The organism is Sphingomonas sp. AP28 (genome assembly GCF_056680455.1).
Map to the genome: position 1 here is coordinate 1,473,903 of NZ_CM155283.1, position 26,214 is coordinate 1,500,116.

The following is a 26,214-nucleotide window of genomic DNA, read 5'->3' on the forward strand; positions in this document are numbered from 1 at the left end:
GTGGACGCTTGTTTGATGGACATGGCGCGATGACCGGCATGGCGCCGCTTCTGCTCGTGATGATCGGCGCGAGTATCGTGCTGGGGATGATCGTGTTCGCGTTCGCCGGGCCATCCGCGGGCCGTGCGAAATCCCGTCGCCTCGTATCGTTGCGCGATCGGCACAACGACACGGTATCGGTCGCGGATGCGCACATGCGCCGCATCTCGAACGCGCGCGACACCAAGATGGACGTGGCCTTCGGTCGCATCCTGCCCAACCCGGTATTGCTGGCCAAGCGGCTCGCGATGACCGGCAAGGACTGGACCGTCGGCCAATACGGCATGGCGACCGCGGGGATCGCATTGGTCGTCGCGATGCTCATGCTGTTCAAGGGCATGCCTATCCTGCTCGCGTTGCTGTTCGGCCTGTTCGTGGGAGTCGGATTGCCGCATCTCGTCGTCGGTAAGACGATCAAGCGGCGCGTCACCAAGTTCACCACGAAATTTCCCGACGCGATCGAACTGCTCGTCCGCGGCCTGCGCTCCGGCCTGCCGATCAGCGAGACGATCGGCGTCGTCGGCCAGGAACTCGACGGCCCGGTCGGCGAGGAATTCCGCTCGGTCAGCGACAAGATGAAGATCGGCCGGACCATGGACGCCGCGCTGCAGGAGACCGCGGACCGGCTCGGCACGCCCGAATTCCAGTTCTTCGTTATCACCATCGCGATCCAGCGCGAGACCGGCGGCAATCTCGCGGAGACGCTCGCGAACCTTGCCAACGTGCTACGCATGCGTGGCCAAATGAAGCTCAAGATCAAAGCGATGTCGTCAGAATCGAAGGCGTCGGCCTACATCATCGGCGCGTTGCCGTTCATCGTGTTCGGGCTGATCTGGTTCATCAACGGCACCTATATGCAGCGGTTCTTCGTCGACGAGCGGCTGATAATGATCGGCATGGGGGGCATGACATGGATGGCGATCGGCGCCTTCATCATGGCCAAGATGATCAACTTCGAGATCTGAGGGACTGACGATGGGCGAGACCGCCGGACCTACCCTGCTCGGGATCGACGTACTCTGGGTCGCGACGATCCTGTCGGGCGTCGCCGCGTTCGCCGTGATGATCGCGATCTATGCGGTGACGACGGTCCACGATCCGATGGCGAAGCGCGTGAAGGCGCTGAACGACCGACGTGAACAGTTAAAGGCCGGCATCACCGCCTCGACCAAGCGCCGCGCCAAACTGGTCACGCGCAACGACACTGCGGACCGGATGCGCGGCATCCTGTCGTCGATGAAAGTGCTGCAGGACAGCCAGGTCAAGGCGGTCCAGGTCAAGCTGATGCAGGCCGGCATCCGTTCGAAGGAATGGGCGCCGGCGGTGATCTTCGGACGGCTGGTGCTGCCGATCGTGATCGGCGGGGCGATGCTCTATTGGGTCTATGGCACCGACGGTTTCGCGACCTGGGGCCCGCTGAAGAAATACGGACTCGTCGCGATGAGCTTCATCCTGAGCTACAAGGCACCCGACCTGTATCTCGACAACAAGATCAAGAAGCGCTCGGACGCGATCCGCAAGGGGCTTCCCGACGCGCTCGACCTGCTCGTGATCTGCGCCGAGGCCGGCCTGACCGTCGATGCCGCCTTTCACCGCGTCGCGCGCGAACTCGGCCGTGCTTATCCCGAACTGGGCGAGGAATTTACCCTTACCGCGATCGAGTTGGGCTTCCTGACCGACCGCCGCAGCGCGTTCGAGAACTTCGCGTTGCGCGTGAAGCTGGACGCGGTGAAGGGCGTCGTCACGACGATGATCCAGACCGAGAAATACGGCACGCCGCTTGCCTCCGCACTTCGCGTATTGTCGGGCGAATTCCGCAACGAACGCATGATGCGTGCCGAGGAGAAAGCGGCACGTCTGCCCGCGATCATGACCGTGCCGCTGATCCTGTTCATCCTCCCGGTGCTGTTCGTGGTCATCCTCGGGCCAGCCGCCTGTTCGATCTCCGACGCGCTGCTCAAGGGCTAAGGCAACCGCAACGCGGGCGGATCGTTGAGCCCCCGTAACAGGAGGGTTTTCCAGATGCCGTTGTTTTCCACGCCCACGCAATTCGCCGCGCTCGCACTGATCTTCGTCGCCGGCTGGCTGTTCGGATTGGCGAGCCATCCCGGTGGCAAGAAGTGGAAGGCGCGCTATCATGCCGAACGTGACGCGCACGCGGCCGCCAAGAAGGATGCGGACATCCGCGCCGCCGCCGCTGAAAAGCGCGCGGTCGAGGCCGAGCATGAGAATGCGCGGCTGGTAAAGGCTACGCCGGTAGCGCCGGTCGCCCCCGTGACGACGACCCGTGCGCCGGTCGAGGATCGCTCGATCTTCGTGTCGCCCGACACGCGTCCCGTAGCCGCGTCGTCGGCGCGCCCGGCGTACAACACTGACGGCACGAAGCGCGGTTGGTTCGACTTCGACCGTCGCTAATCGCTAAAATGCGGCCCGCTCTTCATCGAGCGGGCCGGCCTATCGAAGCCTATTGGTAATGTGCGACGTTCTCGAACCCGGTGTTCGTCTTCGCCATTTTAACGAGCTTTCTAGCGTAGGATCGCACGTGCCGGTCGAAGCGGGTATCGTTGTAGACGCCGCGCCAGATATACTCGTCTCGCTCCAACAGCGCAGCAAGCGCGGTAGCAAACGCGGCTTGGCTGTCCGCTACGCCCCTCCGGCTCATCAGCGCACAGACCATTTCCTCGGCTGATGCCTTGTCGCAGTCATCCTGCAATTCACGGCCGCCACGCTCGGCTACAACCTGCTCGGAGCGTGCGGCAATCCCCCGTGCGTCCAGCCATTTGCGGACCGCGTCGCCGTCCCAGTCCTTTTTGTCCGCCAACGCCCAATCTCCGTTTCGCGCGCTAGCCGATGGAGCGCGCCTGCCAGCGCCGATATCCGATCACGGCCAGCACGACCATCGCCGCGTACAGGCCGGCCGTGAGCATGAGCCCCTTGTAGGCGAACATCCCGACATACAGGACGTCGACCGCGATCCACAGCAGCCAGTTCGCCGCATGACGCCGCGCGACCCAATATTGCGCGACCAGACTGAAGCTGCTGAGCGTCGCGTCGGCCCAGGGCAATGCCGCGTCGGTGTAACGGCTCATGAACCAGCCGATCACGAACGCCCCGACCGCGCCCGCGCCGAGACCGGCGAGCGCGCGCGATGGCCGCAACGGCTCGACGACGACATCGCCTTTATCGTCCTTGCCGCGCGCCCATGCCAGCCAGCCATAGACGATCGCGATCGCAAACAGCGCCTGAAGCACCATGTCCGCATAGAGCCGTACGTCGAGGAACAGCTTGAAGTAAAGCGCACAAGCGACGAAATTGACCGGCCAGCACAGCATGTTGCGCTTGGCGGTCAGCCATATCCCGGCGAAACTGACGGCGACCGCAACGATCTCGAGCGGCGTCATGACGGCGCGATCCGCCGCAGGAAGTCCTGGCCTGGAGGCGAGAAGAACCACGCCGCATGGTCGATCAGGTAATCATCCCAAGCCATGGCGGCGGACGCGGTGTCCGCCACGACGGCGGTGAAGTAATCGGCCTCCGACAGCGCGAATTCGACATGGACCAAAGGCAACAAGGACACGATCGCGGCGATCTCCTCATCGCGCAGCGGCAGGACAGTGGCATAGCCCGCCATCAGCGCCAGCGCCGTCTCGGGATCGGCGATCGCATCGTCCGCCCCCTGCCCCAGGTCCAGCCACCGCACCGCCGTCCGCTCGATCGCCGTCGCGATGTCGTGAACGGCGTTCGTACGATCCGCCAACCCGAAGTCGAACACGGTCCGCACCGCGCCCTCTCGAGTCCAGAGAAGATTGGAGGGGTGCCAATCATTGTGCGTCCATAACGGCACCTGTTTCGCGAGAAGCGACGACAGGTCGCTATCGGCCTGCGCGAACAATCGCGCGAGTTGCGCCTGCCATGGCCGGTCCGCAAGGAACGCAGCCAGCGCCGGGCGGGCGGAAACATAGGCGCACGCTGCGGCCACGGGATCGGCGGCAGGGAGTATCGTGAAACTCGCGACCAGGGGGTGTCGGCGTCGCGCTGGCGCATCGAACCCGCGCGCCGCGACGTGCAGTTCCGCCAGCGCCACGCCGGCGGCATGGGCATGGTCGAGCGACAGGAACGGCGTCCACGACAGCCGGTCGCGATACAAATCCTCCCCCGGCGCCTGGCGGTGCAGTTCGTACGACCACGGACCGATCGCGACGGCGCTCGCCCCTTGTGCAGTCGCCATCAATTCGGGCACCGATACGCTCGCACCGGCGAGATGCGCGATAAACGCGTGTTCCTCGGCCAGCCCTTCGACCGTGCGGACCAGGTGATGGTGGCGCTTCAACAGGAACGCACCGTTCGTTGTGTACACCAGCGTCGCGGCGGAAAACGGTCGCGGGGAATGCCAGTGCAGCCCGGTCATCCGCCCCGCCGCCGGAAAATGCGCCAGCACCGCCTCGGCCTCGTCTGCAGCGATGGCGGGCCAAGTCGGCGCCTCCAGCGTCGTACCCATGCCGTGGACCAGATGCTTCAGCTGCGACGCCACTTCAGAACGCCCGCGAGATCGTCGCCATGACCGCAGCGCCGCTGCCAATGTAATAGGCAGGCGGCGAACCGGCGATCACGGTGCCGTTGCGGCCGATCGTGTCCTGCGCATTGGTACTGACCGACTGCACGCCGGCGAGGACATGCGGATCGGTGACGTTGATCGCGTTGACGCGCAGGTCGGTGCGCTTGCCGTCGAGCCAGTCGGCGAGGTGCATGCCGACCGACAGGTCGAGCGTCGCATAGCCCTTGATGCGCTCATCGTTCATGAAGCTCGCATATTGCCGCCCGATATATTTCGACGCGACGCTCCCGAAGAAACGCCCGTCGTCGTAGATCCCACCCGCGCCGAACTGGACGGTCGGGCTGGACACCGCGTGCTTGCCCCTGGTCGGCAGGAAGTCCGCGCCGACGGGCAAGTCGTCGTCGATCCGCGCGCGCAGATATTCGCCCGAGAGGTACAGGCTGACGCCTGCGACCGGGCGGTAGTCGATCTCCGCATCGACGCCGTACGAGGTCTGGCCGCCGGCGTTGAGTGTCGCGTTGACCTGCGCGCCGCCCTGGTCGAGCACGGTCGCGAGCTGGCGGTTGCGGAACTTGTAGTGGAAGCCGGTCACCGAGGCGGAGAGCTGCTCGCCGATGAAGCGATAGCCGATCTCCTGCGACACCGAATATTCGTTCTTGAGCGCGTTCGTCCCCTGCACGACGACTTCGCCACCGTAATAACTGTTGTAGAGCGTGAACTCGTTGGGCGTGCGGAAGTTGGTGGTGATGTTGGCGAACAGCTGCTGGCGATCGTCGATCCGGTAGTGGATCGCGGCGCGGGGCAACGCGGCGAAACTGTCGTTGCGCACCTTGTCCTGCGGCCCGGGCAGGTAGTTGCGGCCGTTGCGCAGGACGTTGACACCCTTGAATCCCGCGTCGATCGTCAGCCGCGGCGTCAGTGCGATGCTGTCGGCGAGGAAGAAGCCTTTCGTGACGGTGACGGTGCGCTGGTTCTCGTAGGCGAGCAGGCGGCCGTCGACGGTACGGATCGCCTTTGCGCGGTAGCCCCAGCGGTCGGTCGGCTGCCCATCGGCGTCGACCGAGGTGTAGGACTGCGTGACGCGGTCGGTGCCGTAGTCGAACCAGAGCCCGGCGGTGACCGTGTGTGTGCCGGTCTTGAAGGTCAGCTTGCTGACGTTGCCGGTGCGCATCTGGTCACCGGTATAGTTGCCTAGCACGGTCGCAACGCCGTCGACTGCCCCCGGCAGCGCGATCGGCTGCGCCAGTTCCTCGGTGCCGAGGAAATTGCCTTCGGTGGTCAGCTGCGTGCCGTAGGGCGAGTTGCCGTAGCCGAACTGGAGGTAGGTGGTGGTGTCGAGCGCGAGGCGATCGGTCAGCACCAGATGCACCGGCGCGGAGGCGTAGAGGTTGCGGAACGGCGCGCGGTACAGCCGCCAATAGTTGGTGTTCCCCTCCGTGTAGCGTTTGTCGTAATTGAAGCCGCGACCCTGCGCGTTCCACTCGGCCAGCGTCGGGCTCGGGTAGCTCGACGAGTTCGCATCGTTGTAGGACAGCGCAAGGCTGGCGCGGTTGCCGGCGCCCCATTCGTTGAGCAGCTTGGCGTCGATATGCTGGCGCGTGTCGAAACCGGCACCCCGCCAATTGTCGGCGCGGGTGTTCGAATAGGACAGGAACGCCTTCAGCCCGGTGTTGCCGATCGTCCCGCTATCGATGCGGAAAAAGCCGCGTCGCGCCGAATAGCTGCCGAGCGACAGGTCGACGAGTGCGCCGGGACGCGCCTTCGGATCGTCCAGCGACAGCGACAACAGCCCGCCCGCGCCGCCCAATGTCGGTGAATCGATATCGACAGATCCTTGCGCCAACGAGATGCGCTTGAGGTTCTCGGGGTCCGCGAACTGCGACGGATAGGCGTAATAATAGCCGATGTCGTTTTGCGGCGCGCCCTCCATCAGCACGCCGATCTCGTCCTGGCCGAGCCCCCGCAACGTGAGGCTGGAACTCGTCGACAGGCCGTACGGGTCGCTCGACGCGACGTTCGCGCCGGGCAACAGCGTCACCAGCTGGAACGCGTTGAGCGTCGGCGCCTGCTTGACGATGAAGTCGGCCGAAATCGCACTTTGCGCGCGCGGCACCTTCTGGTCGGGGAGCAGGCCGGCCGGATCCTGCTTGCCGACAACCCGTATTTCAGCGGGTTCGCCGGGATCAGCCACCTGCGCATTTGCCGACAATGCGGCGAGGCTCGTCGCCAGGGACAGCACGACACAGCCTAAAAGCCTACGCTCGCGCCCAACGGAAGTCACAACACAACCAGCAGTTAAAAACGTCACGTCCACTCCAATCGGAGGGACGACGGGCCAGCCGCAGACCCTCCCTACGCCGGTATAAGCCGGATCAGGTTCAGCGGGTCATGGGCTGCTGCCCACCTCTCAGCCGCGCATGAGCGGCCCCCCGGGGATGCGTTTCGCTTAGGCGGTTGGGCGGGCGGTGGAAAGCGCTATCGCGTTGATCTGGCTGGAGTGTCGCACGCCGTGCGCTGGCGAACCTCGAGACCCTCCCCAAGAACGGCGCGCAGCGGCCGGCCTACCCAGAAAACATGCTGTGAAAACAAGGTAGGCCGACCGCCTCGGCAGCTCGACGAACGAGCAGCGCCCGGGTCGGCAAGGGAGTGCCAACGCCGCAGCGATATTACAAATACGTTGCAGCGCGGCATTTAGACTCATCGCGCCTTAAATTGTCTCGCCGGCAGCGACAGTTGGCGAGGTTAGGCGCGACCCTCGCGGCGCTTGATCTCGCCCAGCAGCGCCTCGGCCACCGGGTTGCCGACCTCGCCGCCCGACTGTTCGTACGCGCCCGCAAGCTCGGCGTCCGTCGCGCCTTGCAGCAGCGCGTTCACTTCGGCGTTGAAGTCGTCGACCTCACCCGCTGCAGCATCGGCAGCATCCTCGCTCGTCACGGTCGGCTCCGCACCAGCGGCTGGAGCGTGTGCCATCACGGCATCCTGCTTGAAGACGTCGAAGGCTTCGGCGGCTTCGTTGCGTTCCTCGATCGCGATTTCGAGGCGGGTGAACAGGTCGAGCTGCGGTGCGGTGTTTTCCATGGCGCCAGCTTATCCGCGCGAACACGGTCCAGGCAACTCGTTCGCGCACGGCCGCTGCTCGAAGCGAGAACGTACCAGGAATCTCTATGATCTAAAGCAACTCGTGAGACTTCCAGCCGGAACGTCCGTTCTGCCCTTCAAGCCGCCGACCTGGAACCAGCGATCGGGTGCAGCAGGGAGAGACCATGACCGCGATCCGAGCCGCCGAACCGTATGACCTGTCCCGGTTGATGGCGTTCGATTCCTTTCCCGGAGACCGGATCGCGGAGATCGTCGAGCGCCGTATGCTGGTCGCCGAAGTGGATGGCGTCATCGCAGGCTATATCGCGTGGCAGACCGGCGGATGCATCGGCATGGACTATGTGAACAAACTGGTCGTCGACCCCGACTATCGTCGCCACGGGATCGCCCAATCGTTGATAGCCGAACTGAAATCGATCTTGAACGGCCGGGTTTTCATTTCAGCGGGTGCCGACAACAGCGCAGCGGTCGGACTTTTGAGGCTTACCAACTGGCAACCGGCGGGGCAGATCGTCGGTTTACGTCCGGCAAACGAACCAGAGATATTTTACTACCGCGATTTATGAGTCGAGAGACGGGCAGACGTGTAAGGTAGAGATACCGTATTCTAGAATTAGCGGGCCGAAACGTTATTTTTGCGGGACTAGCCGAAGAGACAACTTCTGTAGTCAGACGTTGCGGTCGGTATATTCGGATATGCCACAACGGATGCTAAATCCCGATCAACGGCTTCGCGAGCATCTTGAGGATGCCCTGGTGGAGGCGGATGCGCTTGGCCAGACTGTCGTCGCCGCGCTGATCTCCGAAGCGCTCGATGCAATGACATACTCACGACCTTAAGGGATCGTAGAGCGAAGCCTGCGTGTTGGGCGACAATGGTACCGCAATTCCCGCAAGCTTCGAACGTCCCGTCACTACAATCCTGGTCGGAGGCGCCTCGCGTTCGTCGGATGAACGCAGCCGACATCCGACCAAGCGGGCGTTACGTCCTCTGCTGGCTGCAACAGGCGTTGCGTGCCCGCGACAATCCGGTGATCGACGCGGCGATTCACCTCGGCAACGAGCTTGGCCTGCCCGTCCTCGTCTACCACGGACTGCGCGAGGATTACCCCTACGCGTCCGATCGCCTTCACCGCTTCATTCTGGGTGCGAGCCGCGATCTGGCGCGAGACTGTCGCCAGCGCGGTCTTGCCTGCGTCCAGCATGTCGACCGCGACGACGCGCGCGAGAAGGGCCTTGTCTACCGTCTGGCCGCCGACAGCGCCGCGGTATTCGTCGAGGACCAGCCGACCTTCGTCGCGCGCTGGCAGTCGGACCGCGTCGCCGCCCGCACCGACGTCGCGATGTTCGCGGTCAACGCCGCCTGCGTGGTGCCACCCGCGGTGCTCGGCGACGGCATCGGCTCGACGACAGCGTTCCGGCGAAAGCATGAGCCGGTGCGGGGCGACTGGCTGGCGATCGCCGATCTTCAGCCGGGGGTCGCCGCGTATGACGGCCCCTTGCCCTTCACCTCCGATCGTCTCGAATCCTGTAGCGATGCCGATCTGGACCGTCTGGTCGAGCACGCCGCGATCGACCATTCGCTTGCGCTCAGTCCCGACTTCCCCGCCGGTCGCGACGGTGCGCTGAAGAAGCTCGAACGGCTGATGGACACGGTGCTGCCGACCTATGCGACGACCCGCAACGACGCCACCAAACCTGTCGGCGCAAGCATGCTCTCGCCCTATCTGCACTTCGGCGTGATCGGCCCGCGCGAAGTCATGGCTACCGTCGACGCCGCCGATGCGCCTGCCGCCGCGAAAACCAAGTTCGCCGACGAACTGCTGACATGGCGCGAGTGGTTTCACTACCAAGCCCACGCGCTCCCTTCGCCCGAGCGCTACGACCGCGTATCCGACTGGGCCCGCGAAACGCTCGGGGCGCACGCTTCGGACCCGCGTCCCGAAGTGGAAACGCTAGCCGACTTGCTCGCCGGGACCACGCGAGACGAGACCTGGAACGCCTGCCAGCGCCAGTTCCTGGTCGATGGCTGGATGCACAATAATCTGCGGATGTACTGGGCCAAGCGGATCATCGCCCTGACGCCCGATCCCGAGACCGCATGGGCGACTGCCTGTTACCTGAACGACCGGCTCAGTCTCGACGGGCGCGATCCGTCGACCTACGGCAACATCGCGGCGTCGTTCGGTGCAGGATCGCCCGGCCGCGACGGGCCGCCGATCTACGGCAAGGTGCCGACGCGGTCGGACGGCTCGACCCGACACCGCGACGGTGGCCCGGAGTGGCTTCACGCCGCCGCAACGCGTGCCGCGCCTGAACCTACGCTGCCGTCGAGCCTACCGTCCGCACTTTACCTTACGGGCGAACTGCCCATCTAACCCGAATGCGCGTCGCCGCGCGCTATCGACAGCCCGACCCATTCACCTGCAAGTATGGCGCGCCCGTCAGGTGCAGCGCCGTACACCGGAATTGACCATGACATCGACTGCGCAAGACCGCCCGGAACCTCGTACGACGGGCTATGTCCTGACCAGCAGCGTGACGTTCGCGATGGCCGCCGCTGCCGGCGTCGCGGTCGCCAACATCTATTATAATCAACCGATGCTCGGCGTGATCGAGAAGGATCTGCCGGGCAAGCTGTCCACGCTGATCCCCACCGCGACGCAGCTCGGCTATGCCGCGGGCCTTTTCTTCCTCGTACCGCTCGGCGACCTGATCGAGCGCAAGCGCCTAATCGTGATCCAGTTCGCGGTTCTCGCCGCCGCGCTGGTCGCCGCCGCGATCGCGCCCACCGCGGGGCTCGTCGTGGCCGCATCGCTTCTGGTCGGTATCGCCTCCACGGTCGCGCAGCAGATCGTTCCGCTAGCCGCCAACCTCGCCGCGCCGGACCGACGCGGGGCAACCGTCGGCACGGTCATGTCGGGCCTTTTGTGCGGCATATTGTTGAGCCGAACACTCGCCGGCTTCGTCGCCACGCATGCCGGCTGGCGCGAGATGTTCTGGCTCGGCGTGCCGATGGCGCTCACCGTCGGCCTCTGGATGGCGATCAAGCTGCCCCGCAGCCAGCCCGCCGCTACGCTGTCCTATGGCGGTCTCCTCCGCTCGCTAGTCGGGCTGTGGCGCGAGTTCGGCGCATTGCGGCTGGCGACCGTCACCCAATCGCTGATCTTCGCCGCGTTCACCGCGTTCTGGACCATCCTCGCGCTCAGACTTCAGGAGCCGCGCTATGCGATGGGCGCCGACGTGGCGGGGCTGTTCGGCATCGTCGGCGCAGTCGGCATCTTCGCCGCACCGATCGCCGGACGGTACGCAGATCGAAAGGGCCCGCACATGGTGATCGCGCTCGGCGCAGCGCTGACGCTGGTGTCGTGGATCCTGTTCGGCGTGTGGACGTCGATCGCGGGCATGGTCGTGGGCGTCATCGTGCTCGATTTCGCCGTCCAGAGCGCGCTCGTCTCCAACCAGCACATCGTCTACGCGCTGCGCCCCGAAGCGCGGGCGCGGCTCAACACGATCTTCATGGGCGGGATGTTCCTGGGCGGCGCGGTCGGGTCCGCCGCCGCAACGCAAGCCTGGGCCGCGGCCGGGTGGTCCGGCGTAGTCATGCTCGGCATCGTGCTGACCGCGCTGGCGACGCTGATCCAGACGGCCAGCCTGGTTCGGCGCAAGCGGGCGATCTGACCGATCGCCCGACGCGCTTACAGTCCGATAGAGTAAAGTGCGTGGTGCGCCAGGATGAACAAGGTGCGACGATCCGCGCCACCGATGACGAGTTGCAGCGGACGTTCCGGGACGTCGATACGGCGTAACAGCGAGCCGTCCGGCCGATAGACGAACACCTGTCCATTGGCGACGTACAGGTTGCCAGCCGCATCGCGCGTCGCGCTCTCGCCGCCGCGCGGTGCGACGACCTTGAGGTCCGTCACCCGGCCATTGTCGCCTACGAGACCGCTATACGTGCGGTTCTCCGACCCGTTGGTCAGCACCACCCGCTCGCCGGGGGGCGCCGTGACGAACCCGTAAGAGTCGAGCGTATCGGACCAGCGCCAACCCTGATGATCGTCCGGCCCCTGGTTCCACACGCGGAACGCCGGCAGCACCAGCGAACCGTCGGGCGAGACATATTCCTGCGCCTTCGCCTCGCCCATCTTGCCGGTGAAGAAATCGGCGAGCGGTGGATATTGGTACGTCGTCGGATCGATCCGGTCGGCGAACTCGCCGTTCGCCCAGACGTTGACGGGCAGCACCGTCGCCGCACCGCGTCTCGCCTTGGCTGGGGTCGGTGCGATGACTCGAACGTCAGCCGGCTTGGTCGGATCGATGCTGTAGACGGTCCCGTCTCGCCCGGCCGACGACAGCACCAGCAGATTGCCGGACTTGTCGACGGCGAGGTTCACCGCGTCGAGCGGCGCTTCCGCCACGATCGACAGGCCTTCGGTCTTCGACCAGCCATGGATCCGCTGGAAGCGGCGATCGATGAAGTACAACTTGCCCTGCGCATCGACCGCACCGCCGGCGATCGAATGGAAGCCATCGGCCAGTTTCTCCACGCCAGGCGTTGCCGGTATCGGAGTTCGCACTCCCGTCGCCGATGCGGCCGGCACGTCGAGCTTGGCGAATTCGAGTTCGCGCACTTCCTGCCCGCGCGTCATGTCCTTGATCGTGTTCTCGAACGGGAACTTGCTCGCGCGCAGATACGTGCCGCAGCCCTTCGTGTCGCAGCTCGCGAACCCGCTTTCGGCGTTCACATGGACGTTGCGGAAACGGATCTCGCCCGAGTTGTAGAGCTTTACCGCCGCGTCCATCGGCTTGATCGACCGCGTGACGCGGTAGCTGTGATAATTGGCGAACAGGATGTTGCGCGAATTGCGGATTTCGGTGGAAATCGCGTCGACGCCGTCGCGCACCTCCTGCTCGGTCTGCGGCGCGAGGAATTCCCAGTTCTCAACGTTGTCGAGGACGATCTCGGCGCGATAATGGTGCTCGGCCGAGAGTTCGTAGACGTGGCCGGGGGTCTTGGTGTTCGAGACGTGGAAGCCGGCCGAGGCCAGCGTGTTCGGCGACCAGATCGCCGCGAACGTGCCACCGCCGCCGTCGGTCACCCAGATACTCGGGTGCTGACCGTCGAAGCGCGCGCGCGGATCGCCGAAGCCGATCGGGCTGCCCTTGGTCAGCACGGTGCCGCCGCCGCCCTGGATCTTGACGTCATTGATCATCGACGCCTCGCCGGCCTTCCAGAGAAGCGCGGTCGCACGCGGGTTCACGCCGCCGGTCCATAAGCCCAGGCCGGAGACGATCGCGTTGCCGCCCTTCGCGCTCTCCAGCAGCGCCTTCGGACCGCCGACACCCATATACGCGGGCGTCTCGTCGGGGAGATAGAGATGCGTGAGGCTCGGGTGTAGCGAGATCAGCACGCTGTCGGGCCGCAGCTTCAGCGTGTCGGTGACGCGGTAGCGACCGACCGGGAGATACAGCACCCGGTGGGTGTCGATCGCCCGCTGCAAGGCTGCGGTGTCGTCGGTGGTATCGTCACCTTTGACGCCCAAATCATGCACGTTCGCCCATTCGCGCACGGCTGGCATGGCCCGGATCGCAGGCGCGCGTCGAGCGGGCAATCGAGACAGCGGCGCGATCGAAACGTCAGTCGCATATTCGCCGATCGTACCGAGGCCCGCCAGCTTCAGACCGTAGGAAAAGTCGGCGACCCGGTAGGTCGGCCCCGCCGCCGCGACGGTCTTGCCGCTGTCGCGGAAGCGCGCGAAGGTCGGCGTATTGCTGGCGACCGCATTGTCGAAGCCGATCTGCGTGAAGACGCTGTTCTCGGCGGAAACGACGATGCCCGCCTGCGATACGTTCTCGAACCGGACGTCCTTGCCCCAGAACGAGTCCGAATAGCCGCGGTCGATCTCGATCCCGACCGGCGTATCGCGGATCGCGACGTTGACCAGCGTCAGATCGACCTCGTGCTCGCGGATCGCAGCGTCGCGCTGACCCTGAAACTCCGAATCGAGCAACGTGAACTGCCACGCGGGCGAGGTCTTCTCCGACATGATGCCGTAGCGACCGCCGAAGAAGCGCAGATTCTCGAACTCGTTGCCCGCCTGGTAGACGCCGGCAAGACCCGAGCCGATGTGGAAGTCGATGTGCCGCAGATAGCCGTGCTGTGCGACGCGGAAGCGCACCGCGACCGCGCCGGCATTGCCGTCGCCGATTCGGAAATCGACGTTGGACAGCGTGGAATAGAAGGTGCTCGATGTCGCGTCGAAGATCGCCGGATCGAACGGCACGCTCGTGCGCGGCGGTACGGGCGCCTTGCCGACGCGGTACTGATCCTCGCCGGTGAAGCTGACCATCGCCGCCACGCCGGATCCGAAGCCGGCACTGTTGTCGGCGAGTACGATCTCGGGGCGAGTCGCGCCGACGCCGAAGACACGGACGGCGGACCGGATGAAGATCGTGCGGGTGATCCGGTAGCGTCCCGACGGCAGGAAAACGACGCCGCCATGACCACGAGCCGCCGCCGCATCAATCGCCTGCTGGATCGCCGCGCTGTCGTCCGCGCGGCCATCGCCGACGCCCTTGACGGTTACCGCCTGCGGATCGTTGGGCTGGCTGAGATAGACCGAGACCGACTTGGTTGGCGCCGCCGTCTTTGCAGCCACGGTCTTTGCAACGGCCGGGCTGGCGACAAGAAGCGCCGTTCCGCAGAGCAGCCATTTCGCAACCATCGTCCGTCTCCCGTTATCAGGACAGCAGTCCTACCGTTCGTGGACGCCCGCTTCATCTGCGACGAAGGTCGTATTCGTAGCCCTTCGCCCCTCCCCGCCAGAGGGAAATCGAAGGCAAGTGTCAGATCGCCAGCGTCTGCGCGACGATCGCGGCCTGCGTCCGGTTGCGGACGTTCAGCTTGCGCATCAGGGCGGTCATGTGGACCTTCACGGTAGCCTCGGCGATGCCCAGATCGAAGGCGATCTGCTTGTTGAGCAGACCCGAATGGACCCCGCGAAGGACCCTGATCTGCGTCGGCGTCAGGCGCGGCGACGCGGCGCACGTCGCGGCAGTGGTCGCGACCGAAGCTTGATGCGTATCGTATCCAGGCCGTTCCATGGTCATCCCTCCCTGTGCGCCGGCCGAAGTCGTAGCGGCCGATGGGTGGCCGAGACGCGGTGGCTGTCGCTGTTGATCCAGTGATCCGTTACGCGGATTCGGTTGGACAGGTTTTGACTATGGGCCGTGCGATCGGACGCAATCAAGCCTTTTTTGTTGTCAGATCGAAAAGACCTGTCGTACAGATATTCAATCAATTCGGCAGGCGAACGCGCCGCCGACTATCGGGAGGGGCGTAATGTCACGAGCACTGGACGAGCGCGCGCAACTGCGACCCGCATGCCGATGATCAGCCCCGACATGCGACTCGTGATCGCTGCACTCGCGGGGATATTCCTTGCCGTCCTGATGATCGTTCGCGGTCGACTCCACCCCTTTATCGGCCTGTTGTGCGGCGCGTTCACCGTCGGCCTGCTCGCCGGACTCCCCCTCCCCGATGTCGCCAAGGCGGTGCAGAAGGGGGTCGGCGACATCATCGGCGGCACGGGGCTGGTCGTCGCACTCGGCCTGTCGCTCGGCGCGATGCTGCATCTGTCGGGGGCCGCGGCGTCGCTTGCCAAAGGCGCGTTGCAGTTGACCGGCAAGCAGGCAGCACCTTGGGCGACGCTCGGTATCGCGATTATCGTCGGCCTGCCGCTGTTCTTCGAGACCGGCCTCGTCCTGCTGCTGCCGATCGTCGTCGCGGCCGCCGAGGAAATGACCGGCAAGGACGGCGCAGAACGCGATGCCGCCAAGCTGAGGCTGATCATGCCGGCGCTGGCGGGGCTCGGTGTCGTCCATGCGCTGGTCCCGCCGCATCCTGGCCCCCTGCTCGCGGTCGAGGCATTGGGCGCCAACCTCGGCAAGACCATGTTGTACGGCATCGCGATCGCCATCCCGACGGCGATCATCTCCGGTCCGCTGCTGGGGAAGTTCACGACCCGCGGCGTGCGACTCGAAGCGCCGGTGCTGCACGATCCGGGGCTGGGCATCGCGCCGCCGCTGCGGCTGTGGTCGCTGCTGATCGTGCTCCTGCCGGTGCTGATGATCGCGACCGGCGAGCTGGGCCAGATGATCCCGGGTATGAAAGGAACAGCATGGCTGGTCGCCGCGAGCAACCCTGTCGTCGCGCTGCTGCTGACCAACCTGATCGCACTCCCGCTGCTGTTCGGCCGGCGGCTTCGTGAGGCTGCGATCCAGAACGCGGTGTGGCACGAGACGATGGGCGCGGCGGGCGCGATCCTGCTCGCGATCGGCGCGGGCGGCGCGTTGAAGCAGGTGCTGGTGACCGCAGGCCTGTCCGACCTGCTCGCGCGCACCGTGCTGATGTATTCGATCTCGCCGCTGTTACTCGGCTGGCTGGTCGCCGTCGGCATCCGCCTCGCGGCTGGGTCCGCAACGGTCGCGACGATTACCGCGGTCGGCATCATGCCGGGCGTGGTCGCCAGCTCGGGCGTGTCGCCGGAGCTGGTCGTGCTGGCGATCGGCGCGGGCTCCGTATTCTTCAGCCACGTCAACGATCCGGGGTTTTGGCTGGTCAAGAGCTATGTCGGCACCAGCACCGCGGACACGTTCCGCACCTGGTCGATGCTGGAGACGTCGATCTCGGTCGTCGGCCTCGCGTTCGTCCTGGCGCTCAGCCATGTCGTCTGAGACCCCGGGCACCCCGCCGCCGATCGTTCCGGACAAGCCCGCCGCGAACGGCACAAGGCTGGCGGACCGCGCCTATACCGCGATCGTCCAAATCATCCTCGACGAACAGCTCGCGGTCGGCGACCGGCTTCCGGCCGAGGACAAGCTGGCGACAATGTTCGGCATGTCCCGCACGATCGTCCGCGAGGCGCTCGCGAGGCTCGCGTCCGACGGCATCACGCAGGCCCGGCGCGGCGCGGGATCCTACGTCAAGCGACGGCCGTCGGAGCGGCTCGGGTCGCACATGCCGATGGCCGACATTGCGGCGACGCTCGGCACCTACGAAGTCCGCTTCGTACTGGAGGCGGAGGCGGCGCGGCTCGCGGCACAACGCCGGTCGCACCACCAGCTGGACGCGATCGAGCACGCATTGGAGGCGTTGCGGACCGCGTTGCTGTCGAACGCGCCGGCGCATGACGAGGACTGGGTGCTGCACCGCGCGATCGCCGAGGCGACCGCCAACGCCGCGTTCCTGCCGGTCTTCGATCACCTCCAGGACGCGGTGATGCGGATCCTGCGCGCCGGTGTCGACATCTCGCGGTCGCGCGCGCCGGAAGTGATTAAGGCGATGATGGACGAGCACGACGCGATCGTCGAAGCCATCCGTGCGCAGGATGCGGACGGCGCCGCGCTGGCGATGCGCTGGCACCTGTCGCAAGGCCGCAAGCGCCTGATGCCCTGACGCGTCAGGCTTCGGCTCACGCGCCGCACCTGCGACCATGGTCGTAGATGATACCGCGCTCGGTATATCGTAGAGAACGACAAGAATGACACGTCGCCAAGCCGGACCACGGCACGCGCCACGTGCGACAAGGGGATGGACGGATGAACAAGGTTACGCGCGGTCGACGGTCAGTCGGATCTTTCAATGTTAACGCAACCAGCATGATCGTGCTGGCCACCGCGTTGCTCTGCGCCCCTGCCGCAGCCCAGACAATTGCCCCGCCGTCCGACCTGCCCGCTTCGACTCAATCGGCCGATCCGGCAGCGCCGCCCCAGACGCTGACCCCGCAGACCGCCGCCGAGGACCAGGCCGCGCCGGACAAGGACATCGTCGTCACGGGATCGCGCATCGTCTCGAGCGGCTACAACGCACCTACGCCCACGACCGTGATCGGTGAGGACCAGATCCTCAAGAACGCGCAGCCCAACATCTTCAACGCGGTCGCGCAGTTGCCGTCGCTGCAAGGCTCGACCGGCGCGTCCACGGGCACGTTCAGCACGTCCAGCGGTACGCAAGGACTGAGCTCCTTCTCGCTCCGCGGCCTCGGCCCGATCCGTACGCTGACCCTGCTCGACGGCCAGCGCGTCGTCGGCGCAAACGTCTCTGGCGTGCCCGACATCAGCATGTTCCCGCAGTTGCTGGTCAAGCGCGTCGACGTCGTCACCGGGGGCGCATCCGCCTCGTACGGCTCGGACGCGGTCGGCGGCGTGGTCAACTTCATCACCGACACGCGCTTCAAGGGCTTCAAGGCGAACGTCCAGGGCGGCATCACCAATTACGGCGACGACAAGCAGGGCCTGGTCCAGGCCGCGTTCGGCACGTCGCTGTTCGGCGATAAGCTGCACCTGATCGTCAGCGGCGAGTATGACGACGAGGACGGCGTCGGCCCGGGCGATTTCGGCACCGATCTCGCCAAGGGGCGCGACTGGTACCGCGCCACCACGCTCGTCAACACCGGACAGGCGAACAACGGCCTGCCGCAGTTCAACTACCGCGACTATGCCCAGCCCTATCAATATGCGCGCTACGGTCTGATCAACAACGGCCCGTTGCAGGGCATCGCGTTCGACCAGAACGGCGCGCCGTACAATTTCAACTATGGCTCGAACGGCGTCCCGGTCCGCAACGTTCCGAACAACAATGCCCCGGCCGGCGTTACCGGCTGCTTCCCCGGCAACAGCTTCTGCGTTGGCGGCGACCTGAGCGGTGCGCCGGGCTCGGGCGCGTCGCTGAAATCGTCGCTTGAGCGACTGAACGGCTTCGGGCGGATAGGCTTCGATTTCGCGGAGAACAACGAAGCTTATGTGACCGTCAACATCGCGCAAGTGAAGACCAGCAACCAGCCAAGCCCGGGCTACAACCGCGCCAGCCTGACCGTGCAGTGCGCCAACCCCTTCCTACCGCAGCTCGTGCGTGATCGCTGTGCGACGGCGATCAATCCCGCCACCAATACCGTGGGAATCACGCAGTTCGGCTTCGGTACGAGCAACGGCAACTTTCCCGATCCGCTGGTCCAGACCGACCGTCGCCAATACCGCTTCGTCGGCGGCCTGAAGGGCAAGTTCGAGATCGGCGGTACGCCCTGGAACTACGACACCTATTACGAACACGGCATTACGCTGGCGGCGATCGACGTCGACAATACCGTGTTGCAGCCGCGCTACGTCGCCGCGACCAACGCGATCACGCTGAACGGCGCGATCGTCTGCGCCGATCCGGCCGCGCGTGCCGCCGGATGCCAGCCGATCAACATCTTCGGCGGTGCGGTGCCGTCGGCATCGGCGCTCGCCTATGTCACGCCTGCCAACGGCCCGCTCCAGCGCACCAAGCTGACGCAGGACGTCGCCAGCCTCAACTTCTCCGGCGAGCCACTCAACCTGTGGGCCGGGCCGTTGTCGGTTGCCTTCGGTGGCGAGTATCGTCGCGAATTCTACCACGTCCACGGCGATCCCTATGGCGCCGGCGTCACCGCACTCAGCCCCAACAGCACCGCCTATCCTGCCGATCCACTGTTGAATTCCGCGCTGGGCAGCAACTGGGCAGCCGGCAACTACAAGAACGGCCGCGGCAAGTACGAGGTGTACGAAGGCTTCCTCGAACTCAACCTGCCCTTGTTCAACAGCGAAGCCATCGGTCGTGCCAACCTCAACGGCGCCGGTCGCGTGACGCACTACTCAACGTCGGGCACGGTCTGGGCGTGGAAGGCCGGCGGCACTTGGGATACGCCGCTCGACGGCATCCGGTTGCGCGCCGTCACGTCGCGCGACGTCCGCGCGCCGAACCTGTCCGAACTGTTCGCCGCACCGACCGTCACCACGCTGCCGAACTTCACCAACCCCTTCCCGCCCGCCGGCGGCGTGCAGGCATTCCAGAACACGATCGGCAACCCCAATCTGAAGCCGGAAATCGCGCGCAATACCGAGGTCGGTATCGTCCTGTCGCACCCGTCATGGGCGCCGGGTCTCGGCCTGTCGTTCGATTACTACAAGATCAAGCTCGACGGCGTCGTCTCGACGCTGTCGCCCGACCAGATCGTCCGCTTCTGCTTCGAGGGCAATCAGGCGTTCTGCGGCGGCTTCGTGCTGAACAGCCCGACCCAGGGCGGCAATTTCATCAACGTCCAGCCGTTCAATCTGGCATCGTGGAAGACCAGCGGGTTCGACATCGAGGCGAGCTATCAGTGGAAGAAGCCGCTCGGCATTCCTGGCAACTTCACGCTCCGCGTGCTGGGTACGCATGTGAAGGAGTTCCTCGTCGACGCCGGGATCGCCGGCGTTGACGTGGTCGACCAGGCCGGGGCCAACAACGGCGCGACGCCGGATTGGAAGTGGTTGGCGACGCAGAGCTACGACAACGACGTCTTCAGCCTCAACCTGCAGGAGCGCTGGTTCTCGGACGGCGTGTTCGGCAATCAATATGTCGTCTGCACCACCGGTTGCCCGGCCTCGACCGCCAACCACCCGACCATCGACTATAACAAGATGAAGGGTGCCTTCTACATCGACCTCGGCGGTTCGGTGAACCTGACCAAGCAGGTCAGCATGTTCTTCAAGGTCGACAATCTGTTCGATCACGATCCAGAGCCCGCACCGCAGACCAACACCGGCCTCGACGTGAACCCGGCGCTGTACGACACGCTCGGCCGCTTCTACCGCCTGGGCGTCCGCGCCCGATTCTGATCGCTCATTCCCCGGTAGAGCCACCGCTACCGGGGAATTTCTGCGCTGCAGGGCATGTCTGGACCCGGTGTCTTCATCGACCTCGGTGGCGGATCCGCGAGCGGGACCAGGCAGGTCGGCATGGTCTTCAAGGTCGCCGACCTGTTCGACCACGACCCCGAGGCCGCGCCGCAGACCAACACCGGCCTCGACGTGAACCCCGCGCAGTACAACACGCGCGGTCGCATTTAGCGGCTCGGCGTCCGCGCGCAATTCTGATCACCCATCCCCCGGTAGAGCCACCCCTAGCAGGAATTCTAGCGCCGCAGGGCATGTCTGAACCCGATGCTTTCAAAGCGTGACGGGCCTAAAACCGCTCTATTACCCAAACGGACTCAAGCAATATTGCTATCCCCAAACTCCCCCTCCCCGGCGAAGGCCGAGGTCCAGTCGGGAGGGTCGACGTAACGAAGGCGCGTCCGTCGTTACCTTCGTTCCCCACCTGGGCTCCGGCCTCCGCAAGGGAGGTCCTTTCGCAACGGGTACGAGCCCCGCCGAGTTGCAACGATCAGCCTCGGCTCTGCCATCCCGCACGCAGCGGTAGGCGCAGGACGCGGTCGTTGGCCGTCATGTATAGCGCTCGCCCCTGCTCCCCGAATGCGCAGTTGGCGATCGGCGCACCGGTTGTCACCAGCGCCAGCGGCTCGGCATCGGGGGTCATGAACATCATGCCGCCGGGTACCGAGCACACCAAGGTCCCGTCGCGCGCGACCTTCATGCCGTCGGTCAACCCCGCCCCGCCCCGCGCCTTCATGGCCTTGGCATCGAGCAGCACGCAGGCATTGCGCACGCCCTTCGCATCCACGTCGTAGACCATGATCCTCGGCGCGACCTCGTCGGACACTGACACGTAAAGGCGAGTCTCGTCGGGCGACAACGCGATTCCGTTCGGTCGGGTCAGGCTGCCGTCCAGCAGTTCGACCGCACCGCCCGGCCGCACGCGATAGACGCCATTCACAGCCAGTTCCTTGAGAGCCGACGCATCGCCTTCGGTCAGGCCGTACGGCGGATCGGTAAAGTAGAGCGTCCCGTCACGCGCGACGTGCATGTCGTTCGGGCTGTTGAACCGTTTTCCCTGATACCGGTCGACGACCGTCTCGCGCCGCCGCGTCACCAGATCCACGCGGTCGATCGACCGCCCGCCGCTGTTCGCGATCAACAGCCGGCCCTCACGGTCCAGCGTCAGTCCGTTCGCACCTGGCTCACGGACGAGCTTCGGATCGGTGCCACCTGCCCCCGACGGATCGAGGAACGGCACGGCGGGGCCATTCTTGCGCCAGCGCCGAACGATGTTGGCAGGCGGATCGGAAAACAGCAGATACTGCCCGGTCTCGACCCATACCGGGCCCTCCGCCCAGCGTATCCCGGTCGCGATCGTCTCGACCCGCGTACCGGGCGCGACCATCCGGTCGAATGCCGACGATATCCGCTCGATGCGCGGCTCGGCCGGCGATGCCGCAAGGCTGGCACCAAAGGCTGGCGCGGCGGCCATCGCCACCGCACCGAACAGGATCTCGCGACGTCCCGGTCGGAAGGGACCGACTGTGCGATCCTCAAACATCGGCGGGGCAGTGGGTACGCAGGTCGTGGTGCGTCGGCGGAACCTCGGCCTGTCCGGCAATGCCCATGTTCATATCGTCCTGACCTTTGTTTGCGCGAAGCGTCCTTGCCCTAAGGCGCGAATTTATACCTCGCAGTTGGGCAGCGGCATAATCTTCTTCCTTCCCTGAGGGGGCGGAGGTGGGTCAGGTTCCGTTTGTTCAGACACTCTGGGACCAAAGCCGGCCCACCCACCCCCAGTCCCTCCCTTTGAGGAAGGGGAGAAGGTCAGCGGCGAGCGGGATCAGGCCGGGATTGCAACCGTCTTTGCCGCGGGCGCATCCTTCGAGCCCTATCAAAGCCTGTACGCTTGCTTGACCAGATCATAGGCGAGCAAGCGCGCGACTTTGTGCGCTTCGTCCTCTTCGAGCCGGTGTTCGGCGACGAGCTTGGCAAGGAACGCGCAGTCCATCCGGCGGGCGACGTCGTGCCGCGCCGGGATCGAGAGGAAGGCGCGGGTGTCGTCGTTGAAGCCGACCGTGTTGTAGAAGCCGGCGGTCTCGGTCGCCCGCTCGCGGAAGCGGCGCATGCCCTCCGGACTGTCGTGGAACCACCAGGGCGGGCCAAGCCGCAGCGACGGGTAATGCCCGGCGAGCGGGGCGAGCTCACGCGCGTAGGTGTCCTCGTCGAGCGTGAAGAGGATCAGCGTCAGCGCCGGGTTGTTGCCGAACCGGTCGAGCAGCGGTTTCAATGCGCGGACGAACTCGCCGGGGAGCGGAATGTCGCCACCCTTGTCGCGACCAAAGCGCGCGAGCACCGAGGCGTTGTGGCTGCGCGAGACGGCGGGGTGAAGCTGCATCACCATGCCGTCCTCGACCGACATCGCCGCCATCTCGGTCAGCATCTGCGCGCGGAAGAGTTCGGCGTCTGCGGCGGTCGGCTGCGCCATGACGCGCGCATAGAGCGCCTCGGCTTCGGCGGGCGTCAGGTCTGCGGTCGCAGCCGAAGGATGGCCGTGATCGGTCGAGGTCGCGCCAGCATCGCGGAAGCGCGCGCGGTGGAAGCGGTGCGCCGCAAGATAGCCCGCGTAGCTGCCGACGTCTTCGCCCGCGGTCTCGCCGAAGTGGCGGACGTTGGCGGCGAAGTCCGGCGTCTCGGGATCGACGACCGGGTCGGGACGATAGGCGGTGACAACGCGGCCGTTCCAGTCGCTCGCGCGGATCGCGGCATGATGCTCCAGCGGGTCCAGCGGGCTTTCGGTGGTCGCGATGAGCTCAATGCCGAACCGGTCGAACAGTGCGCGTGGGCGGAACTCAGGCGTCTTCAGCGCAGCATCGATCGTGTCGAAATACAGATCCGCGGTCGCAGGTTCGAGGCGGACGTCGATCCCGAACGCCTCTGCGAACACCCAATCGAGCCACATTCTCGACGGCGTGCCGCGGAACAGATGATAGTTCGCCGCGAAAATCTTCCAGATCGCGCGGGGATCGCTCTCGGTAGGGCTGCTATCCACTGTAGGCACGCCGAGCGCGTCGAGCGGCACGCCCTGGCTGTAGAGCATCCTGAACACATAATGATCTGGGACGATCAGCAGCGAGGCGGGATCGCTGAACGCCTCGTTCCCCGCGAACCAAGCCGGATCGGTATGGCCGTGCGGACTGACGATCGGCAGGTCCTTCACCCCGGCATGCAGCGCGCGCGCGATGTCGCGAGTGCGGCCGTCGCTGGGGAACAGGCGGTCGGGGTGGAGGCGTAGCGGATGGGTCATGCGAGGCGTTCCGGATCGACGGGGGTATAGTGCGGGACGAGCAGGTGGATAACCAGCAACGCGACGAGATAGGCGCATCCGGCGACCGCGAAGATCGGACCATAGCTGCCGACGCCGGCGAGGATCGTGCCAGCGAACTTGGCCATCAGCATGCCGCCGAACGCCCCCGCCAGCCCGCCGAGACCGATCACCGATCCGCCCATGCCGCGTGGGAACAGGTCACCGGGAATCGCGTACACATTGGCGGAGAAGCCCTGGTGACACGCACAGGCGAGGCCGATCGCCGCGACCGCCCACCACAATCCCTGTGCCTGTGCGGCGAAGATGATCGGCAACGCGAACAGCGCGCAGGCGAACAACGCGGTCTTGCGCGCACGGTTGGGCGTCTGGCCGCGTGCGAGCAGCCGCGACGAGAACCAGCCGCCCGCGACCGATCCGACGTCGGCCAGCACGTACACGGCGACCAGCGGCGGACCGAAATCGAGCATCTTCACGCCGTATTGCCGGTTGAAGAAGTCGGGCAGCCAGAACAGGAAGGTCCACCACACCGGATCGATCAGGAACCGACCGAGCATATACGCCCAGGTCTGTCGCAGTCGGAGCAGCGTGCGCCAGCGGACCGGCTTGGCAGCGGGCACGGGATCGGCCTCGATCCACGCCAGTTCCTCGGGCGTGATGCGCGGATGCTTGCGCGGCGACCGGTAGAAAGCGAGCCACGCCACCAGCCAGATCACGGTCAGCGCCCCGGTCGCGATGAACGCCATCCGCCAGCCGAACGTCACTGCGATCACCGGCACGATCAATGGCGTCAGGATCGCACCGACATTCGAGCCCGCGTTGAAGATGCCGATCGCCAGCGCCCGCTCGCGTTGCGGAAACCATTCGTTGGCCGCGGCCAGCGCGGCGGGGAACGCCCCGGCCTCGCCGATCGCGAGCGGGATGCGTGCGAAGATCATCATGCCGGCGCTGGTAAACAGCGCGTGTGCGACGTGACCGATCGTCCACAGCGTCACCGCGACCGCATAGCCGATCTTCGCGCCGACCCGGTCGACGAACCGCCCGAACAGCACATAGGCGATGCCGTACGCAGCCTGGAACGCGATCGCGAGATCGGCATAGCCCTGCTCGCTCCAATTGTAGCGCGCCTGGAGTTCAGGTTTGAGCACCGGTAGCACCAAGCGGTCGATATAACTGAGCGCAACCGCGGCGAACAAAAGCGCGCAGACGATCCAGCGGACTTTGCCGCGCGGCTTCTCGATCGCGGCGGCGGCGGTCACCAGTTGCACAGCGTGCCATCCTCGAGACGCGCGACCGGGAGATACGCGCGCTTATAGTCATAAGTCGCGGCGAGATCTTCGTCGATGTCGACGCCCAACCCCGGCGCCTCACCCGGATGCATCATGCCGTCGTCGAAACTGTAGGCGTGCGGGAAGACCGCATCGGTCTCGTCGGTATGCGGCATATGCTCCTGCACGCCGAAATTGGGCACCGACAGCCCGAAATGCAGCGCCGCCGCCATCGCCACCGGCGACAGGTCGGTCGCGCCGTGGCACCCTGTCCGCACCTGATACAGGTCGGCGAGCGACGCGATCCGGCGCAGGTGCGTGATGCCGCCAGCATGCACGACGGTCGCGCGGATATAGTCGATCAGCTGGTTCTGGATCAGGTCCTTCGCATCCCAGATCGAATTGAACACCTCGCCGACCGCGATCGGCGTCGTCGTGTGGTGGCGGATCAGCTTGAACGCCTCCTGGTTCTCGGCCGGCGTCGGGTCCTCGATCCAGAAGAGGTTGTACGGCTCGAGCGCCTTGCCGAGCCGCCCCGCCTCAATCGGCGTCAGCCGGTGGTGGATATCGTGGAGCAGATGCACGTCCCAGCCCATCGCCTCGCGCGCTGCCTTGAACAGTTCGGGGACGACGCGAAGGTATTTCTCGGTCGACCACACGCTCTCGCTCGGCAGGTCGGCGTCGGCGGGTTCGTAGCGCGCGCCGTGCTTGGCGACGCCGTAGGTCGAGGCGAGACCGGGTACGCCGCATTGCAGCCGGATCGCCTTGTATCCCTTTGCCTGCTCGGCCTTCGCGACCGCGATCGTGTCCTCGATCGTCGTGCCGTTGGCGTGCGCGTAGACCATGCACGCATCGCGCGCCGCACCGCCGAGCAACTGGTACACGGGCATGCCCGCGAGCTTGCCCTTGATGTCCCAGAGCGCGGTGTCGACTGCCGCGATTGCCGCCATCGTCACCGGGCCGCGCCGCCAATACGCACCCTTGTAGAGATACTGCCAGACGTCCTCGATCCGGTGCGCGTCGCGACCGATCAGGCACGGCACGACATGGTCGGTCAGGTAGCTCGCGACGCTCAACTCGCGACCGTTGAGCGTGGCGTCACCAAGCCCGGTGGTACCGTCTTCGCACGTGATCTTCAGCGTGACGAAATTGCGGCCCGGACAGGTGACGATGACGCGGGCGGAAACGATCTTGGGCATCGAAGGTCC

The 26,214-nt window shown here is 65.5% G+C and carries 22 protein-coding genes and 1 riboswitch; of the genes, 11 read left to right on the top strand and 11 right to left on the bottom strand.

The genetic code is table 11. The features are described 5' to 3' along the window. The first annotated feature begins 38 nt into the window (after positions 1–38). From AC1MH0_RS06660 to AC1MH0_RS06670, 3 genes are read left to right on the top strand one after another with little or no spacing between them, the layout of a single operon-like run. Positions 39–1,004 carry a type II secretion system F family protein gene (locus AC1MH0_RS06660; RefSeq protein ID WP_480965690.1) on the top strand — a complete coding sequence of 322 codons (966 nt, stop codon included), beginning with the start codon at positions 39–41 and terminating at the stop codon, positions 1,002–1,004. 10 nt (positions 1,005–1,014) lie between these two features. Further along, on the top strand, positions 1,015–2,007 hold the full coding sequence (locus AC1MH0_RS06665; RefSeq protein ID WP_107954488.1) for a type II secretion system F family protein: 993 nt from the start codon (positions 1,015–1,017) through the stop codon (positions 2,005–2,007). 54 nt (positions 2,008–2,061) lie between these two features. Continuing rightward, positions 2,062–2,454, top strand: a complete 393-nt coding sequence (locus tag AC1MH0_RS06670; protein ID WP_480965236.1) for a hypothetical protein — start codon at positions 2,062–2,064, stop codon at positions 2,452–2,454. A gap of 49 nt (positions 2,455–2,503) precedes the next feature. On the opposite strand, the gene AC1MH0_RS06675 is transcribed toward AC1MH0_RS06670, so the two are convergent. The 5 genes from AC1MH0_RS06675 to AC1MH0_RS06695 all read right to left on the bottom strand — a co-directional run bounded on the left by AC1MH0_RS06675 (position 2,504) and on the right by AC1MH0_RS06695 (position 7,672). Next, positions 2,504–2,860: a hypothetical protein gene (locus tag AC1MH0_RS06675; protein ID WP_480965237.1), complete on the bottom strand. Its 357-nt coding sequence runs from the start codon at positions 2,858–2,860 to the stop codon at positions 2,504–2,506. Between the two features lie 22 nt (positions 2,861–2,882). Then, positions 2,883–3,440: a nicotinamide riboside transporter PnuC gene (gene pnuC, locus AC1MH0_RS06680; RefSeq protein WP_480965238.1), complete on the bottom strand. Its 558-nt coding sequence runs from the start codon at positions 3,438–3,440 to the stop codon at positions 2,883–2,885. Next, positions 3,437–4,570 carry a phosphotransferase enzyme family protein gene (locus AC1MH0_RS06685; protein WP_480965239.1) on the bottom strand — a complete coding sequence of 378 codons (1,134 nt, stop codon included), beginning with the start codon at positions 4,568–4,570 and terminating at the stop codon, positions 3,437–3,439. The genes pnuC and AC1MH0_RS06685 overlap by 4 nt, the downstream gene beginning before the upstream one ends. Position 4,571: 1 nt before the next feature. Beyond that, positions 4,572–6,803, bottom strand: coding sequence for a TonB-dependent receptor (locus AC1MH0_RS06690; protein WP_480965691.1), 2,232 nt, complete (start codon positions 6,801–6,803; stop codon positions 4,572–4,574). 123 nt (positions 6,804–6,926) lie between these two features. Continuing rightward, a riboswitch (TPP riboswitch) is annotated at positions 6,927–7,036 on the bottom strand. Positions 7,037–7,336: 300 nt separating this feature from the next. Beyond that, entirely contained in the window at positions 7,337–7,672 is a 336-nt protein-coding gene (locus AC1MH0_RS06695) for a hypothetical protein (RefSeq protein ID WP_480965240.1), read from the bottom strand. Positions 7,673–7,857: 185 nt separating this feature from the next. On the opposite strand from AC1MH0_RS06695, the gene AC1MH0_RS06700 reads away from it, so the two are divergent. From AC1MH0_RS06700 to AC1MH0_RS06715, 4 genes are all read left to right on the top strand, one after another. Continuing rightward, entirely contained in the window at positions 7,858–8,259 is a 402-nt protein-coding gene (locus tag AC1MH0_RS06700) for a GNAT family N-acetyltransferase (protein WP_480965241.1), read from the top strand. 142 nt (positions 8,260–8,401) lie between these two features. After that, positions 8,402–8,533, top strand: a complete 132-nt coding sequence (locus tag AC1MH0_RS06705; protein ID WP_480965242.1) for a hypothetical protein — start codon at positions 8,402–8,404, stop codon at positions 8,531–8,533. Positions 8,534–8,643: 110 nt separating this feature from the next. After that, positions 8,644–10,071 (top strand): deoxyribodipyrimidine photo-lyase, encoded by a 1,428-nt coding sequence (locus AC1MH0_RS06710; protein ID WP_480965243.1) that lies wholly within the window; start codon positions 8,644–8,646, stop codon positions 10,069–10,071. A gap of 97 nt (positions 10,072–10,168) precedes the next feature. Then, positions 10,169–11,374 (top strand): MFS transporter, encoded by a 1,206-nt coding sequence (locus tag AC1MH0_RS06715; RefSeq protein ID WP_480965244.1) that lies wholly within the window; start codon positions 10,169–10,171, stop codon positions 11,372–11,374. Between the two features lie 17 nt (positions 11,375–11,391). On the opposite strand, the gene AC1MH0_RS06720 is transcribed toward AC1MH0_RS06715, so the two are convergent. Both AC1MH0_RS06720 and AC1MH0_RS06725 read right to left on the bottom strand, forming a co-directional pair. Next, the gene (locus tag AC1MH0_RS06720) at positions 11,392–14,421 is read right to left on the bottom strand and encodes a glycosyl hydrolase family 28-related protein (RefSeq protein ID WP_480965245.1); all 3,030 of its coding nucleotides are present in this window, start codon (positions 14,419–14,421) and stop codon (positions 11,392–11,394) included. A 121-nt stretch (positions 14,422–14,542) separates the two neighbouring features. Then, positions 14,543–14,800, bottom strand: coding sequence for a helix-turn-helix domain-containing protein (locus tag AC1MH0_RS06725; RefSeq protein WP_480965246.1), 258 nt, complete (start codon positions 14,798–14,800; stop codon positions 14,543–14,545). A gap of 285 nt (positions 14,801–15,085) precedes the next feature. On the opposite strand from AC1MH0_RS06725, the gene AC1MH0_RS06730 reads away from it, so the two are divergent. The 4 genes from AC1MH0_RS06730 (at position 15,086) to AC1MH0_RS06745 (ending at position 20,605) form a co-directional block, all read left to right on the top strand. Further along, the gene (locus AC1MH0_RS06730; protein ID WP_480965692.1) at positions 15,086–16,432 is read left to right on the top strand and encodes a GntP family permease; all 1,347 of its coding nucleotides are present in this window, start codon (positions 15,086–15,088) and stop codon (positions 16,430–16,432) included. Further along, on the top strand, positions 16,422–17,153 hold the full coding sequence (locus tag AC1MH0_RS06735) for a FadR/GntR family transcriptional regulator (protein ID WP_480965247.1): 732 nt from the start codon (positions 16,422–16,424) through the stop codon (positions 17,151–17,153). Before AC1MH0_RS06730 ends, AC1MH0_RS06735 begins: the two co-directional genes overlap by 11 nt. Before the next feature lie 203 nt (positions 17,154–17,356). Continuing rightward, a complete protein-coding gene (locus AC1MH0_RS06740) occupies positions 17,357–20,374 on the top strand; it encodes a TonB-dependent receptor plug domain-containing protein (RefSeq protein ID WP_480965248.1) in 3,018 nt (1,005 codons plus the stop codon). A 54-nt stretch (positions 20,375–20,428) separates the two neighbouring features. Beyond that, positions 20,429–20,605: a hypothetical protein gene (locus AC1MH0_RS06745; protein WP_480965249.1), complete on the top strand. Its 177-nt coding sequence runs from the start codon at positions 20,429–20,431 to the stop codon at positions 20,603–20,605. A 316-nt stretch (positions 20,606–20,921) separates the two neighbouring features. Here AC1MH0_RS06745 and AC1MH0_RS06750 read toward each other — a convergent pair whose 3' ends face one another. From AC1MH0_RS06750 to manD, 4 genes are all read right to left on the bottom strand, one after another. After that, positions 20,922–21,974, bottom strand: coding sequence for an SMP-30/gluconolactonase/LRE family protein (locus AC1MH0_RS06750; protein ID WP_480965250.1), 1,053 nt, complete (start codon positions 21,972–21,974; stop codon positions 20,922–20,924). A 333-nt stretch (positions 21,975–22,307) separates the two neighbouring features. Then, positions 22,308–23,720, bottom strand: coding sequence for a glucuronate isomerase (gene uxaC / locus AC1MH0_RS06755; RefSeq protein ID WP_480965251.1), 1,413 nt, complete (start codon positions 23,718–23,720; stop codon positions 22,308–22,310). Then, positions 23,717–25,006, bottom strand: coding sequence for an MFS transporter (locus AC1MH0_RS06760; protein WP_480965252.1), 1,290 nt, complete (start codon positions 25,004–25,006; stop codon positions 23,717–23,719). The genes uxaC and AC1MH0_RS06760 overlap by 4 nt, the downstream gene beginning before the upstream one ends. Beyond that, a complete protein-coding gene (manD, locus tag AC1MH0_RS06765; RefSeq protein WP_480965253.1) occupies positions 24,994–26,205 on the bottom strand; it encodes a D-mannonate dehydratase ManD in 1,212 nt (403 codons plus the stop codon). Before manD ends, AC1MH0_RS06760 begins: the two co-directional genes overlap by 13 nt. Between the last annotated feature and the right edge of the window lie 9 nt (positions 26,206–26,214).